General features: G+C 74.1%; 15 protein-coding genes. 7 read left to right on the top strand and 8 right to left on the bottom strand.

Annotated features, from left to right (window positions below; all coding sequences use genetic code 11):
- Window positions 1-40 precede the first annotated feature (40 nt).
- On the top strand, window positions 41-994 hold the full coding sequence (locus tag MY520_RS11720; RefSeq protein ID WP_436692275.1) for an AraC family transcriptional regulator: 954 nt from the start codon (window positions 41-43) through the stop codon (window positions 992-994).
- 292 nt (window positions 995-1,286) lie between these two features.
- Here the strand turns inward: MY520_RS11720 and MY520_RS11715 are convergent, their stop codons facing one another.
- Window positions 1,287-1,946: a TetR/AcrR family transcriptional regulator gene (locus MY520_RS11715; RefSeq protein WP_436692274.1), complete on the bottom strand. Its 660-nt coding sequence runs from the start codon at window positions 1,944-1,946 to the stop codon at window positions 1,287-1,289.
- Between the two features lie 51 nt (window positions 1,947-1,997).
- On the opposite strand from MY520_RS11715, the gene MY520_RS11710 reads away from it, so the two are divergent.
- The 4 genes from MY520_RS11710 to MY520_RS11695 all read left to right on the top strand — a co-directional run bounded on the left by MY520_RS11710 (window position 1,998) and on the right by MY520_RS11695 (window position 4,213).
- Entirely contained in the window at window positions 1,998-2,405 is a 408-nt protein-coding gene (locus tag MY520_RS11710; RefSeq protein WP_436692273.1) for a VOC family protein, read from the top strand.
- Complete coding sequence (locus MY520_RS11705) at window positions 2,402-2,905, top strand: quercetin 2,3-dioxygenase (protein ID WP_436692272.1); 504 nt, start codon at window positions 2,402-2,404, stop codon at window positions 2,903-2,905. The genes MY520_RS11710 and MY520_RS11705 overlap by 4 nt, the downstream gene beginning before the upstream one ends.
- 219 nt (window positions 2,906-3,124) lie before the next feature.
- Window positions 3,125-3,709, top strand: coding sequence for an HhH-GPD-type base excision DNA repair protein (locus MY520_RS11700; RefSeq protein ID WP_436692271.1), 585 nt, complete (start codon window positions 3,125-3,127; stop codon window positions 3,707-3,709).
- A gap of 207 nt (window positions 3,710-3,916) precedes the next feature.
- Window positions 3,917-4,213: a DUF3099 domain-containing protein gene (locus tag MY520_RS11695; protein WP_436692270.1), complete on the top strand. Its 297-nt coding sequence runs from the start codon at window positions 3,917-3,919 to the stop codon at window positions 4,211-4,213.
- A 57-nt stretch (window positions 4,214-4,270) separates the two neighbouring features.
- Here MY520_RS11695 and MY520_RS11690 read toward each other — a convergent pair whose 3' ends face one another.
- Both MY520_RS11690 and MY520_RS11685 read right to left on the bottom strand, forming a co-directional pair.
- Window positions 4,271-5,143: a carbohydrate kinase family protein gene (locus tag MY520_RS11690; RefSeq protein ID WP_436692269.1), complete on the bottom strand. Its 873-nt coding sequence runs from the start codon at window positions 5,141-5,143 to the stop codon at window positions 4,271-4,273.
- Window positions 5,144-5,151: 8 nt separating this feature from the next.
- Entirely contained in the window at window positions 5,152-6,081 is a 930-nt protein-coding gene (locus MY520_RS11685) for a pseudouridine-5'-phosphate glycosidase (protein WP_436692268.1), read from the bottom strand.
- An 83-nt stretch (window positions 6,082-6,164) separates the two neighbouring features.
- On the opposite strand from MY520_RS11685, the gene MY520_RS11680 reads away from it, so the two are divergent.
- Window positions 6,165-6,392, top strand: coding sequence for a DUF3039 domain-containing protein (locus tag MY520_RS11680; RefSeq protein WP_436692267.1), 228 nt, complete (start codon window positions 6,165-6,167; stop codon window positions 6,390-6,392).
- Window positions 6,393-6,413: 21 nt separating this feature from the next.
- Here MY520_RS11680 and MY520_RS11675 read toward each other — a convergent pair whose 3' ends face one another.
- From MY520_RS11675 to ppgK, 5 genes are all read right to left on the bottom strand, one after another.
- A complete protein-coding gene (locus tag MY520_RS11675) occupies window positions 6,414-7,484 on the bottom strand; it encodes a YihY/virulence factor BrkB family protein (RefSeq protein WP_436692266.1) in 1,071 nt (356 codons plus the stop codon).
- 82 nt (window positions 7,485-7,566) lie between these two features.
- A complete protein-coding gene (locus MY520_RS11670; protein ID WP_436692265.1) occupies window positions 7,567-9,753 on the bottom strand; it encodes a VanW family protein in 2,187 nt (728 codons plus the stop codon).
- 143 nt (window positions 9,754-9,896) lie between these two features.
- Complete coding sequence (locus tag MY520_RS11665) at window positions 9,897-10,121, bottom strand: DUF7455 domain-containing protein (RefSeq protein ID WP_436692264.1); 225 nt, start codon at window positions 10,119-10,121, stop codon at window positions 9,897-9,899.
- A gap of 431 nt (window positions 10,122-10,552) precedes the next feature.
- Complete coding sequence (locus tag MY520_RS11660) at window positions 10,553-11,908, bottom strand: RNA polymerase sigma factor (RefSeq protein WP_436692263.1); 1,356 nt, start codon at window positions 11,906-11,908, stop codon at window positions 10,553-10,555.
- Window positions 11,909-12,220: 312 nt separating this feature from the next.
- Window positions 12,221-12,964: a polyphosphate--glucose phosphotransferase gene (gene ppgK, locus MY520_RS11655; RefSeq protein ID WP_436692262.1), complete on the bottom strand. Its 744-nt coding sequence runs from the start codon at window positions 12,962-12,964 to the stop codon at window positions 12,221-12,223.
- 59 nt (window positions 12,965-13,023) lie between these two features.
- On the opposite strand from ppgK, the gene MY520_RS11650 reads away from it, so the two are divergent.
- Entirely contained in the window at window positions 13,024-13,830 is an 807-nt protein-coding gene (locus tag MY520_RS11650) for an inositol monophosphatase family protein (RefSeq protein WP_436692261.1), read from the top strand.
- Window positions 13,831-13,874: the final 44 nt, after the last annotated feature.

Raw genomic sequence — 13,874 nt, 5'->3', positions numbered from 1 at the left:
AGACGGTGGGCGCCGAGGACGCGGCGCCGGGAGAGCCCCCATGCAGACGATCTTCGAGAGCGATGACCTGGACGCCACCCAGGCCTACCTGAGCGGCGCCTACTCCGCGATGCGGCTGAGCGGCACCGGCAGCCGTTCACGTGCGCGCATCGACAGCTCGAGCGTGGGGTCGGTCGGCTTGGCTCGGATCGACTTCGGCTTCGACATGGACTACACGGTCGAGCCGACCGGCCTGATCACCATCGGCCATCTGCGCTCGGGCACCATCCCGAGGCACGTGACCGGGGGGAGCGAGTACAGCTGCGGCCCCGGCGATCTGCTGGTCTTCGCCGCCCCGGACCAGCCCTGCGCCGGACGGCACAGCCGGCTCGCCTACGACCTCGTCTCCCTGGATCCGACACTGCTGGCCCGCGTGGCCGCCGCCGCCCCCGACCACCGCCCGGTACCGGTGCGGCTGCTCGGCCACCGCCCCGTCGGCCCGGTCGCCACCCGGCACCTGCAGGACACCCTCGCGTTCCTCCGCGACCACGTGCTGGCCGAGCCCGAGCTGCGCGACGCTCCGCTGATCGCTGCCAACGCCGGCCAACTGCTCGCCGCCGCCGTCCTGACCGCGTTCCCGAACACCGCGCTGACCGATCCGACCGCCACCGACCGCTGCGACGCGACTCCCGGGGCGCTGCGCCGAGCCGTCGCCTTCATCGACGAGAACGCGCACCGCGACATCAGCGTCGCCGACATCGCGGCCGCCGCCCACGTCACCATCCGTGCGCTGCAGTACGCCTTCGCCCGCCACCACGGCACGACCCCCACCGGCTACCTGCGGCAGGCCCGGCTCGCCCACGCCCACCAGCACCTGGTCGACGTCGACCCGAGCGGTCCCGACACCGTCACCGCCATCGCGGCCCGCTGGGGTTTCGCCCACGCCGGGCGCTTCGCGGCCCTGTACCGCCAGACCTACGGCCGGACGCCCCGGCAGACGCTCCGCGGCCGATAGCCGACGGGCGGTCCCGCGCGGTCCGCGAGGCCGTCCCGACCGACCGCCGGCACCGGTGCGGCACACTGCCCAGGTGAGCGCGACGCGCCCGGACCAACGGTGACCGTTGCCGAGACGGTTCGCCGCCATGTGTCGGCGGGCGATCGCCGCGGGATCGCCCTACGGCACCATCTTCGGTGTGCCCACCCTCCGCCTCCTGGAGTTGGTCACGTTGGAGGAGCGGTGGGATCTGCTGCGATGACTCGCGTTCAGTATCCCGGCCCAGTCCGCCGCTCGATGCGATCTGCGGTGGTCAGCGCGCCGAGCCGGACCGGGCCAGCACCGCGTCGGACACCGTGCTCGTTGCCCAGCGCTCCCACCGCTCCGGCGCCCAGCCACGCTCGACCGTCAGCAAGACATAGACCTCCAAGCTGATCAACGCGAACAGGATGTCGGCGGCCTCGTCCACCGTCAGGCCGGGGCGCAGCGCGCCCTTCGCGTCCAGGGTCTCGGCGAGCATCCGGTGAGCGGTGTGGCGCTGCTGCTGGTTGGTTTCCCACTGTGCGGCCATCTCCGCGTCGCTGCCCGCGGCATCCCGGACGATGTGCAGGATCGGTGCCACCCGGCCGAAGATCTCGCGGCTGACCCGGAGCCAGACGGCCACTGTCTCCGGCCCGCCTGACGCCGCGCGCAACTCCTCGATCCACGGGCGGTCCAGCAGCGCGACCGGCTGATCGTCACCCACGGCGGCGAAGTCGGCGACCCGCTTGAGCAGGGTCCGCTTGTTGCCGAAGTGGAAGTAGACGGTCTGAACGGCGACGCCTGCCTCGTCGGCGATCTGCTGCAGGGTTGTCGCCGCGTAGCCATGCTGCGTGAACAACCGGCGGGCTGCATCTACGACGCGGCGCCGGGTTGCGACCGCCTGGTCGGCTCGCGAGACGTGGGGCGCTCCCCCCTTGACAGCCTTACTCATTCGCTAGACTCTACTCTAGAGTTGACTCTAGCGAATCTTCGTGAGGTGGCCATGCCTGCGTTCAGCGGTTTCCACCACGTGAAGCTCCCGGTCAGTGACGTCACCCAGAGCCGGGACTGGTACCAGACCGTCCTCGGTCTGGTCGTGGACCTGGAGTTTCTCGAGGGCGACGTGCTCATGGGCGTTGCGCTCCGCGACCCCACCGGCACTGTGAGCCTCGCTGCCCGGTACGACCCCGAGCGGGCGGTCGCACTCGCCGGCTTCGATCCCATCGCAGTCGGCGTTCCGAGCCGCGCAGAGCTCGAGGCGTGGGTGGGTCGGCTCGACGCCCTCGGTCAGCCGCACGGGGGCATCGTGACCGGCCACCAGGGATGGGCGCTGATCGGACTGCACGACCCTGACGGCATCGAGATCCGGCTCTACACCATCGAACGGCACGACGAGGGGATGGCGACATGAGCTCCGATGCGCAGGGCTACGTCCTGGAGGCAGGCACCGGGGAGAGCCGGTGGTTCCTGGACACCCGCATGACCGTGAAGGCCGGAGGCGCCCACACCGCGGGCGCGCTCACCGTCATCGAGTGGTCCGCGCCGGTGGGATTCGGACCACCGCGCCACGTGCACCACGCCGAGGACGAGATGTTCTACGTGCTGGAAGGGGAGATGGTCGTCGATTGCGGCGAACAGCGGTGGACCGCCGGGCCCGGCGACTTCGCCTTCCTGCCGCATGGCGTCGCGCACGTCTTCGTCGTGTCCCGCGGCCCGGTACGCGGCCTGCAACTCACCACCCCCGCGGGTTTCGAGGTCTTCGTCGAGGAGGTCGGCCGGATCCCGGACGGCCCCGGACTGCCCGAGCCGTCGATGCCCGACGTGCCCCACCTGGTGGAGGCAGGCCGGCGCCACGGGAACGACATCGTCGGCCCGCCGCTGTCGCTGGACGAGGTCGCGACCCGCGGCTGAGCCGCTGAGAAGCATCCGGTGCGGGGCGCCCTCGGGTGGCCGGGCGCGGGTCGACGTCGTCGCCGAGCACGGCAGGCGGCTCAGCTCGCCGCTCGGCAACCTCGAAGAAGCGCACCGGCGGTGGGGCGATTGCCGAGCGCGGCCTCGCCTGCACTGTCCTGTCTCGTGGGGCACGGGCGGCACGACCCTGCAGCTGCCGCATCGGGCAGGATCCCCGGGGTGCCCACCGTGACCATCACCCAGGACCCGGCGGCCGACGACCTGCTCGGCCGTGACCCGCTCGCGCTGTTGCTCGGGATGCTCTTCGACCAGCAGTTCCCCATGGAGCGTGCCTTCGCCGGCCCCCGTCTGCTGGCCGATCGCATGGGCGTCGACACCCTCTCGGCCGCCGAGATCGCCGAGGCCGACCCGGAGCGGATGACCGCCTGGTTCCAGGGCCCGCCGGCGATCCACCGCTACCCGGGCTCGATGGCCGGGCGCGCCCAGGCGGTCTGCCGCCTGCTGCTGGAGCGCTACGACGGCCGGGCCGAGGGGCTGTGGAACGACGTGGCCGACGGCGCCACGCTGCTCGAGCGGGTCGGGCAGCTCCCCGGCTTCGGGGCCCAGAAGGCGAAGATCCTCGTCGCGCTGCTCGGCAAGCAGTACGGCGTCACGCCGCCGGGCTGGCGGGAGGCGGCGGGGGAGTACGGGGAGGACGGCGCGCGCCGCTCGGTCGCCGACATCACCGGACCGGCGTCCCTGGTGGAGGTCCGCCAGTTCAAGCAGGCGAAGAAGCAGGCCGCGAAGGCCGCGACGGCGACCTGAGGACGGCGCGCGGGGTACCTGCACCGCCCGCGAACGGGTGGCACCATGGGCGGGGCACCCGGGCTGCGCCGGGATCCGGACGCCGTCGGGACGTCGGGCGGAGCAGCCCGCGGAGGGGATCTGCCGAGCGCCGCACTCCGGCCGGCAGAGGGAAGGAAGCCCGTGGCCTCGAGCCAGCAACCGGCGCGGCCCCGTCGGCCGGAACCCGTGCTCATCACCGAGGCCCAGCTCAGCCTGGACGAGCAGCACGCGATGCGGAAACGGCGCTACGTGCTGACCATGGCCGTCCGCGCCGTGGCTCTGGTGCTCGCTGCGGCCTTCTACCAGACGCTGTGGCTGGCGCTGATCTTCGCGTTCCTCGGCGTCGTGCTGCCCTGGGTCGCCGTGATGATGGCCAACGACCGGCCGCCCAAGAAGAAGCTCGCCGTGAACCGCTACGCACCCGGCCGGCCGGACCGGATCCTGGAGAACCCCGCCCGCCCGGGGCGCGTCATCGAGCACTGACGAAGGACCCCCTGCCCCCACCGCTCGCCCGCTCGCGGCGGGCCCCTGCAGGGGGCCTCAGCGGGCGCCGGCCCGCGCGACCACGGCGGCCGCCCGGGCCAGGCCGGCCTCCAGCGCCCGCACCGCGTCGGTGGGGTCGGTCAGCCACACCGACAGCAGGCCGGCGGCGAAGGCGTCCCCGGCACCGGTGCTGTCCACGACGGTGGCCGGGTGCGCCGGCCGGTGCAGCACGGTCCGCCCCGACGCCCACAGCGCGCCCTCGGCGCCCAGGGTCACCACCGCGACCTCGTGGCGGGTGGCCAGGGCGCGCGCCGCCGCCTCCGGGTCCGTGCAGCCGGTGAGCAGCCTCGCCTCGGCCGCGTTGGGCAGCACCAGGGTGGTGGCGGCGGTGTCGGCCAGCCACCGGTCGACGCCGTAGCGCGCGAGGGGCCCGGTCGACGCGGGGTCCACCGAGACGGTGCCGCCGGCGGCGGCCGCGGCCGCGAGCGCGGCCAGCCCCGCGGCGCGCGGCCGCGGGTCCAGAAGCGTGTAGCCCGAGAGGTGCAGGTGCCCGCCGGGCGGCAGCGGCGGGACGTCGTCGGGCCGCAGCTCGAGGTTCGCCCCGCGGTCGGCCAGCATGCTGCGCCGGCCGCCCGGCTCGACCAGGCTCACCACCGTTCCGCTGGGGACACCGGGCACGGTCCGCACCGCCGGTGTGACCCCGGCCGCTCCCAGCTCCGTCACGAGCCCGATGCCCGCCGGGTCGTCCCCGGTGCAGCCGGCGAAGACCACCGGCACCCCGAGCGCGGCGAGGTGGGCGGCGACGTTCGCACCCGCGCCCCCGCCCCGCGTGCGGATCCGGGCGGGCCGGTCGGACTCCGGCGCCGGCTCGCCGGAGAGCACCACGACGACGTCGGTCGCCAGGTCGCCGACGACGAGGACGGGACGCACCGCGCCGCTCAGCGGGGGAGTGCGGCCAGGGCGGCCGCGATCCGGCCGGCCAGCTCGGCGTTGCGCAGCACCAGGCGGACGTTGACCGCCAGCGTGGCCCCCTCGCTGGCCCGGTGCAGGTGGTCCAGGACGAACGGGGTGACCGCCTTGCCGCGCACCCCCGCCGTCTCCGCGGCCGCCAGCGCGCCGGCGATCACCCGGTCGTGCAGCTCGGGGTCGAGCTGCTCGTCGGCCGGCAGGGGGTTGGCGACGACGACCGCGCCCGGCGCCAGGTCCCGCCGGGCGGCGAACACGGCGGCGGCCTGCGCGGCGTCGTCCACCGACCAGTCCAGCGGCGAGCCGGAGTCGGAGACGTAGAAGCCGGGGAACGCGCGGGTGCGGTAGCCGACCACGGTCACCGACAGCGACTCCAGCCGTTCCAGGGTGGCCGGGACGTCGAGGATCGACTTGACCCCGGCGCAGACCACGACCAGCGAGGTGCGCGCCAGGGCGGTGAGGTCGGCGGACTCGTCGAACGTGTCGGCCGCCTGCCGGTGCACGCCGCCGAGCCCGCCGGTGGCGAAGACCGGGATGCCGGCCGACGAGGCGAGCAGGGCGGTGCTGGACACCGTGGTGGCCCCGCTGACGCCGAGCGCCGCGGCGACCGGCAGGTCTCTGACGCCGAGCTTGGCCAGCTCCGGGTCGGCGCAGACCCGGTCCACCTGCCCGGGCGTCAGCCCGACGTGCGGCACGCCGTCGAGGACGGCGATCGTCGCGGGCACCGCACCGCCGGCGCGGACCGCGGCCTCGACCCGGTCGGCCGCGGCGCGGTTGTCCGGGTGGGGGAGCCCGTGCGCCAGGAGCGTGCTCTCGAGCGCGACGACTGGGCGCCCCTCGGCGAGGGCGGCCGCGACCTCGGGTGAGGTCCGGACGGCGAGGGGCGGGTGGTCGGCGTGCACCCTGCCATCATGGTGGGCGGGGGAGCCGCGCCCGGGTGGGCGTCTCCCGGTCCACGTCCCCGCGAGCCGCCAGGGAGCAGCGCGTGAGCAGCAGCGACATCCTCGAGAAGCCCGACGTCCGCGAGGGCGACACCGGCAACGCCAACGAGGTCTTCCACTACGTCCGCAAGAACAAGATCGCCGAGAGCGCCGTCATGGGCACGATGGTCGAGGCGCTCTGCGGCGAGGTCTTCCCGGTGACCAAGGCGCCGAAGCCCGGCAGCCCGGTGTGCCCGGCCTGCAAGGAGATCTACGAGCAGCTCCGGAAGTAGCAGCGCCCCGCTGCGCGGGGTTCACATGAGGTCGATGCGGCGGGCGCGCTCGAGCTTGGCCGCCCGCCGCTCCTGCCGGCGCCGCTCGTGCCGGCGCAGCGCCGCCGGCCAGCGCGCCTGGATGGTCGCGTTGAGCTCGGCACCGAGCAGCACCGCCATGCCGAAGAAGAAGCAGAACAGCAGGGCGGCGATGGGGGTGGCGAGCGCGCCGTAGGGCAGCGTCGCGGTGAGGATGTCGGACACGTAGGCCCGCAGCAGCAGCACGGCCACGAGGAAGAACCCGACCGCCAGCAGGGTCCCCGGCAGGTGCCGCTTCCACGGCAGCCGGCGCGGCAGCACCACGTGGTAGAAGCAGGTCAGCGCCAGGACCAGCCCGAGCAGCACCACCGGCCAGTAGACGGCGTTGACCAGCACCGTCCCGGTGTCCTGCCAGTCGCGTGGCAGCAGCGACACCAGCACCCCGCGGCCGAGGACCAGCAGGGGGAGGGTCAGCACCGCCACCACCATGCCGACGACGAACAGCCACAGCGCCATCAGCCGGGTGGCGATCGGGCCGCGGACGTCGCGCTGGTCGTAGGCGATGACGATCGTGTTCATGAACGTCGCCGTCGCCGAGGAGCCGGCCCACAGCGACAGCAGGAAGCCGACGCTGACCAGGTCCAGCCGCCCGGAGCCCAGGATGTCGGCCAGCGTGGGGCGCACCAGCGAGTCGACGACGTCCGGCGTCAGGGCCTCGGCCGAGGCCGTCAGCAGCTGCTCCTCGATCTCGGCGACCGACGCGTCGCCGATGAAGCTGCCCAGGTAGCCCAGCGACCCCAGCAGCCCGATGAGCAGGGGCGGCACCGAGAGGATCTGCCAGAAGGCGGCCTCGGCCGACAGCCCGAGGATCCGGTCCTGCCACGCCTTGGCCAGGGTGCGGCCGAGCACCTGCAGCGGCACGCGGAGCGGCGCCGGCCAGCGGACCAGCCGGTCCCGCGGCGCGGCGGCCACCGGGAGGCGTGCGGCACCGTCCGAGGCCGGATGGTCGGCGTCGACACCGTCCGGCCCGCTCCCGGCGCGGGCCGTGGAGCCTCCGGGCAGCACGGTGCTCACCGGCTCAGTGTGCACGTCAGGCCTGGGGTCGAGCCCCGCCCGACCCCGGCGAGCCGCCGCGGTCGCCCGAACGGGCGAGCGGTCAGCCCCCCGGAGTCGGCGCGGGGGCCGGCACGGGTGCGTCGGGGTCGGCGACCGGGACGCACCGGATGACGGGCTCGGCGGCGTAGCGGGCCCGGAAGTCCTCCCGCTTGACCTCCGCGCCGCCGCCCGGGTCGCGGAACACCCGGGTGACGGTGATGTCGAAACCGGTCGACCCGGCCTGCGGGCTGCAGCTGCCGTCGTCGGGCTTCTCCTGCACGACCGGCTGCCGGATGTTGAAGCGCTCGCTGCTGACCGACTCGATGTCGTAGCGCTTGGTCCCGTAGAAGGTGATCGTCAGGGAGCTCGGCGTCCACTGGGTGTCGACCAGGACGCCGGCGTCGCTGTCGTTGCGCCACTTGAGGTCGATGGAGTCGTAGTAGACCGTCGCCTCGCGGCCGGCCGGATACCGGCTGATGTAGTAGCTGTGCGGTTTGTGGTAGACGTCCTCGAGTCCGGCGAAGAAGACCGCGTTGAACATCGTCGTCGCGACCTGGCTGACGCCGCCGCCGACGGCGGTGGTGAACTCGCCGTTGTTGATCACGCCGGCCTCGACGTAGCCCTGCGCGGTGGTGCGCGGGCCGGTGTACCCGTTGAGGCTGAACGTCTCGCCGGGCTGCACGACCGCGCCGTCGAGCTCGGCCGCAGCCACGCGGATGTTGGTGCCGCTGGCCGCGCTGGTGAAGTTCGTCGTGAAGGTGCTGATCTCCTCGCGGATGCCCAGCGCCTCGGCGTCGGCGGTGCTGAACTCGGCCTCCACCGGCCCGAGCGCCGCGGTGACCGAGCGCGGCGCGGGCTGCGGCAGCACCTCCAGCAGCTGGCCGGCGAGGGCCGTGGGGTCGACCCCGGTGCCGTCCACCGACGGGACGACGGTCACCGCGCCGCCGGAGACCTCGAAGCGTGCGTCCTCGGCGGGCGTGCCGAACTCGGCGAAGCCGTCGCCCATGGCCTCCTGGAGGCGGGCGGGGTCGACGGCCACGGCGAGCGCGCCGTCCTCCTGCGGCGTGAAGGCGAGCGCGGCGGCGAGCGCGGTCTCGGGGATCTCGACCGACGTCCCGCCGTCCTGGCTGGCCACGGTGACCGGCGCGGCGAGGGCCGGGGTCACCGTCGCGTCCAGCACCCGCTGGGCCTCCTCGGCGTCCACCGCGCTCGGGGTGACGTCGACCGGCAGCTCGATCGGCGTGCTCGGGTCCCCACCGGCGGCGAGGAAGTCGGTGACCGCAGCCGCGGCGCCCTCCCGGTCCAGCGTGCGGCCGTCCTGGGGCTGGACCACGGTGGCGGTCGTCCCGTCGATCGCGATCGTGGCGTCCACCGGCGCCCGGTCGACCTGCTGGGCGATGGCGTCGACCTGGGCGGCCAGCGCGGTGTCCTCACCGGTGATCACCGGCGCGATCTCGCGGTCGCTGAACACCGAGACGAGGCGGGTCCACGGGTTGAGCGGCTGGTCGCCGGCGGCCTCCAGCGTGCCGGGGACGTCGAGGGTGATCCCGGCGGTGGCGGGGGAGAGGGTGGCCTGCACGTCGTCGGCGACGACCGTGTGGTCGGCGGTGACCCGCGGCGCCAGCTCCGACTCCAGCTCCTCGGACGCGGCGGCGGGCGAGAGGCCACCGATGTCGACGCCGGCGACGACGGTGTTGCGGGGGATGTCCCCGCCGGCCACCAGCACGTCGGCGCCGTAGACCGCAGCGAGCACGCCGACCGCGGCCACCGGGGTGATGAGGGCCGGGCGGCGCCACCAGGGACGGCGCGGCGCGCCCGCGCCGGGGGCACCGTCGTCGCCCGGACCGCCCGGGCCGGCGCTGATGTCGCTCCCCAGGCGGGTGTCGGCGGCCGGACCGTCGGTCGCGGTGGTCGCGCCGCCGGCCGGAGGGGGCGGGGTGTCGCCCGGTGCCTCGCCAGGGGCGAAGCGGATGTCCTGCGTCGCGCCGTCGTCCTCGGGCGGGGCGTCGGGAGCCTCCGGAGTCGCGGCGGGCGTCTCGGGCGTCCCGGCGGCCGGCGCCTCGCGGGCGCTCGGCGGCTCCGCGACCGGGACCTCCGGCGTGGTCGACGGCCCGGCGACCGGCGCCGGCTTGCCGGAGACGTCGGGGCCGACCGGGCCCCGGTCCCGCGGCACGGGCCGGGTGTCGTCGGAGAACGCCTCGGACTCGATCCGGGCGGTCTGGTCCTGCTGAGTGGGGTGCTGTGGCATCGCGGGATCTCCGGGTGGCCGTCGACCGGGGATCCCCGGGAACGACGGAGCCGCCGGCGTCCCGTCCGCGTGGTGCGGATCAGGGACGCCGGCGGCGGCGTCGGGTGAGGGCTTCATCGCTGTGAGCGACGATAACCTCTCGGTCAGGTCGTGAGGCGCTGCTCGCCGTCGGTGTCGATGATGTCGACGGCGATGTCGCGCAGCTTGCCCTCGTACTCACGGGCGTGGTGACCACAGAACACGAGGTCACTGCCACTGGCGAGGACCACCCGCACCTTGGCCAGCGCGCCACAACGGTCACAGTGGAAGGGAACGACCAGCTCGTCGGCGGAGGGGGTCGTCGTCAGCGTCTGGGTCATCTGGGTCATCACTCGCTCTCTACCGCACGGACCCGCGGCTGCGGATCGGCCTCCTGCACAGCGCCAGGGCGACCTCCTGTGTTCCCGGTCCTTCCGGCCGGAGGGCAGACTCGCTGGTGGCGGGCCTGTGTCCTTCGTCACGGTGGGGCGGGTCAGCAGGGGACGTCACTGGGTCGGGCAGGACTGTTTCGTCAGGGTGGTCTCGTCGTTCCGTGCGCCGGTCATCGTCCGGCTGGTGGGTCCGCTGCTGTCTCGACGTCCCTCACGCTACGCCGCTTACCCGGCGGATGACGGCGTACACGACCGGTCCGCCTCGTGTGGGTGAGATCGTGACCTTCCTGACATCCGGCCGTGACGGGCGGGACGCAGTGACACCCGCCCGCAACGCGAAGGGGCCCCGGCCGGTGGCCGGGGCCCTTCGTGCGGGACGGGGTTCTTCCTCAGTCGAGGTAGTCGCGCAGCACCTGCGAGCGGCTGGGGTGGCGCAGCTTCGACATCGTCTTGGACTCGATCTGCCGGATCCGCTCACGGGTGACGCCGTAGACCTGGCCGATCTCGTCCAGCGTGCGCGGCTGGCCGTCGGTCAGGCCGAAGCGCAGCCGGACGACGCCGGCCTCGCGCTCGGACAGCGTCTGCAGCACGCTGGTCAGCTGGTCCTGCATGAGCGTGAAGCTCACCGCGTCGACCGCGACGACCGCCTCGGAGTCCTCGATGAAGTCACCGAGCTGGCTGTCGCCCTCGTCGCCGATGGTCTGGTCGAGGCTGATCGGCTCCCGGGCGTACTGCTGGATCTCCAGCACCTTGTCCGGGGTGATGTCCATCTCCTTGGCCAGCTCCTCCGGGGTGGGCTCGCGCCCGAGGTCCTGGAGCAGCTCGCGCTGGATGCGGCCGAGCTTGTTGATGACCTCGACCATGTGCACCGGGATGCGGATGGTGCGGGCCTGGTCGGCCATGGCGCGGGTGATGGCCTGCCGGATCCACCAGGTGGCGTACGTGGAGAACTTGTAGCCCTTGGTGTAGTCGAACTTCTCGACCGCGCGGATCAGGCCGAGGTTGCCCTCCTGGATGAGGTCCAGGAACGCCATGCCGCGGCCGGTGTAGCGCTTGGCGAGGGAGACCACGAGGCGGAGGTTGGCCTCGAGCAGGTGGTTCTTGGCCCGCTCGCCGTCGCGCACGATCCAGTTGAGGTCGCGGCGCATCTGGGGGGAGAGCTTCTGGCCCTCCTCCTCGGCCTGGCGCAGCCGCTCGGCGCCGTAGAGGCCGGCCTCGATCCGCTTGGCGAGGTCCACCTCCTCCTCGGCGTTGAGCAGCGCGACCTTGCCGATCTGCTTGAGGTAGGCGCGGACGGAGTCGGCCGACGCGGTGAGCTCGGCGTCCTTGCGGGCCTGGCGGAGCGCCTCGGACTCCTCCTCGTCGTCCCACTCGAAGTCGCCGCCGACGGCCTCGGCCTCCTCGGGCGTGGGCTCGTCGGCGACGCCGTCGGGGCCGGCGACGACGGCGTCGTCGAGCTTGAGGCCCTCCGGTCCGGCGTCGATGACGGCGACGGGGGAGTCGTCGGTGGCGACGGCGGTCAGCACGGCCCCCTCACCACCACCCGGCGACGGGGCGATGCTCGGCGTGCGGGCGCCCGTGGCGGACTTCGCCGGGGCCTTCTTGCGGGTGGACTTGGCCGGTGCGGCTCCGGCCTCCCCCGCGGATACCGGTGCGCTGGTCCGGGTGGGCCGGGGACCGGCGGCGACCGTCCTGGAGCGCGTGCTCGCTGCGGCGGCGTCCGGTTCTGGCTGATCGGCGGGCACTCAGGTTCCTTCCCGTGCTGGGGTGCGTTCCCCGGAGTCCCCATGTGGTCCCCGGGCAGCGGCCCCGGGCCGGCGTCCCGGGCGCGGGCGTCCCGCGGGCACCCCGGGTTTCACCGGTGCGCGGACGGGGGATGCCTCACGGCTGAGGAGCGACGGAGCGGGGCTTCCCCATTGTAACGACGCGCCAGGGCTATTCCACCGTTCCGTACTGGTCGCGGTCGCCCGCAAGGGGGTCTTCCCCCCCTGATCCGGGACGTGCTCACGCTCCGTGGCGGTCCGGGCGCGCGATGGTCCGCCTCCGTTCACGCACGGTCACCGTCCGATGCGCTCCTCGGCAGCGAGCGCCGCGCCGACGATGCCGGCGTCGTTGAGCAGCTCCGCCGGGACCACCGGGGTGCGGGTGGAGAGCAGCGGCACCCACTTGTGCGCCTTCTTGCTCACCCCGCCGCCGACGATGATCAGGTCCGGCCAGACGCTGGCCTCGAGCACGTCGAGGTAGCGGTCGACCCGCCGCGCCCACGCCGGGTAGCTGAGCTCCTCGCGGTCCCGGGCCGCGGCCGACGCGCGGCGCTCGCCGTCCTCGCCGTCGACCTGGATGTGCCCGAACTCGGTGTTGGGCACCAGGACGCCGTCGGTGAACAGCGCGCTGCCGATCCCGGTGCCGAAGGTCAACATGAGGACGACGCCGTTCCTGTCCCGGCCGGCGCCGTAGCGCATCTCGGCCAGCCCCGCGGCGTCGGCGTCGTTGAGCGTCTGCACGCCGTCGGGCACCCGCTCGGCCAGGCCGGCGGCGAGGTCGGTGCCCAGCCAGCTCTTGTCGACGTTGGCGGCGGTGTGCGCGACCCCGCGCTTGAGCACCCCGGGGAAGGTCACCCCGATCCGGCCCTGCCAGTCGAAGTGGTCCACGATCCGCGCGACGACGTCGTACACCGGCTCGGGCAGGGACGGCTGCGGCGTCTCGATCCGCAGCCGCTCGCCCTGGAGTTCGCCCTTGTCCAGGTCGACCAGGCACCCCTTGATCCCGCTGCCACCGATGTCGACCCCGAAGCCCAGCACGCGGTCAGGGTAGTGACCGGGGCCGCCGGCGCCAGTGGGGCTCGGGCAGGATCGGCGTCGTGACCTCCGACGTGGAACCGGCCGCCCTCCTCGACCTCGCCGTCGCGACCGCGCGGGAGGCGGGGGAGCTGGTGGCCCGCGGGCGCGCCTCGGCCGCCGAGCAGGTCGACCTCAAGTCCAGCCCGGTCGACATGGTCACGGCCGTGGACAAGGCCTGCGAGGAGCTGGTCGTGGCCCGCCTCCTGGGGGCGCGTCCCGACGACGGGGTGCTCGGCGAGGAGGGCGGCGAGCGGACGGGGACCAGCGGCGTCCGCTGGGTGGTCGACCCGATCGACGGCACCACGAACTTCGTCTACGGGCTCCCCGCCTTCGCGGTGTCCATCGCGGCCGAGGTCGACGGCCTGGTGCGCGCGGGTGTGGTCCTCAACGTCGCCACCGGCGAGCTGTACGCGGCCACCGCCGGTGGCGGCGCGACCCTGACGGTGGGCGACGGGGACCCGGTCCCGCTGACCGGCAGCCGCCCGGCGTCGCTGGAGCAGACCCTCGTCGCGACCGGCTTCGGCTACCAGGAGGAACAGCGCCGGGCCCAGGGGGCGGTGGTGGCCGAGCTCCTCCCGCACGTGCGGGACATCCGCCGGCACGGGTCGGCCGCGCTCGACCTGTGCACCGTGGCCGCCGGCCGGGTCGACGCCTACTACGAGCTGCACCTCAACGCGTGGGACTTCGCGGCGGGGGCCCTCGTCGCCGCCGAGGCCGGGGCGGTGGTCACCGGGCTCCCCGGGCGCCCGTTCGCGCAGCCCCTGGGCATCGCCGTGGCGCCCTCGGTCGCCGAGCCGTTCGTCGAGCTTCTCGACCGGCTGCACTGAGCGGTCCCCGTACCGCCCACCCCTCGCCGGTTCGCGGCGGAACC

The sequence above is a fragment of the Geodermatophilus sp. CPCC 205506 genome (assembly GCF_051383635.1).
GTDB lineage: Bacteria > Actinomycetota > Actinomycetes > Mycobacteriales > Geodermatophilaceae > Geodermatophilus.
This window is presented reverse-complemented; position numbering and strand designations above follow the sequence as displayed.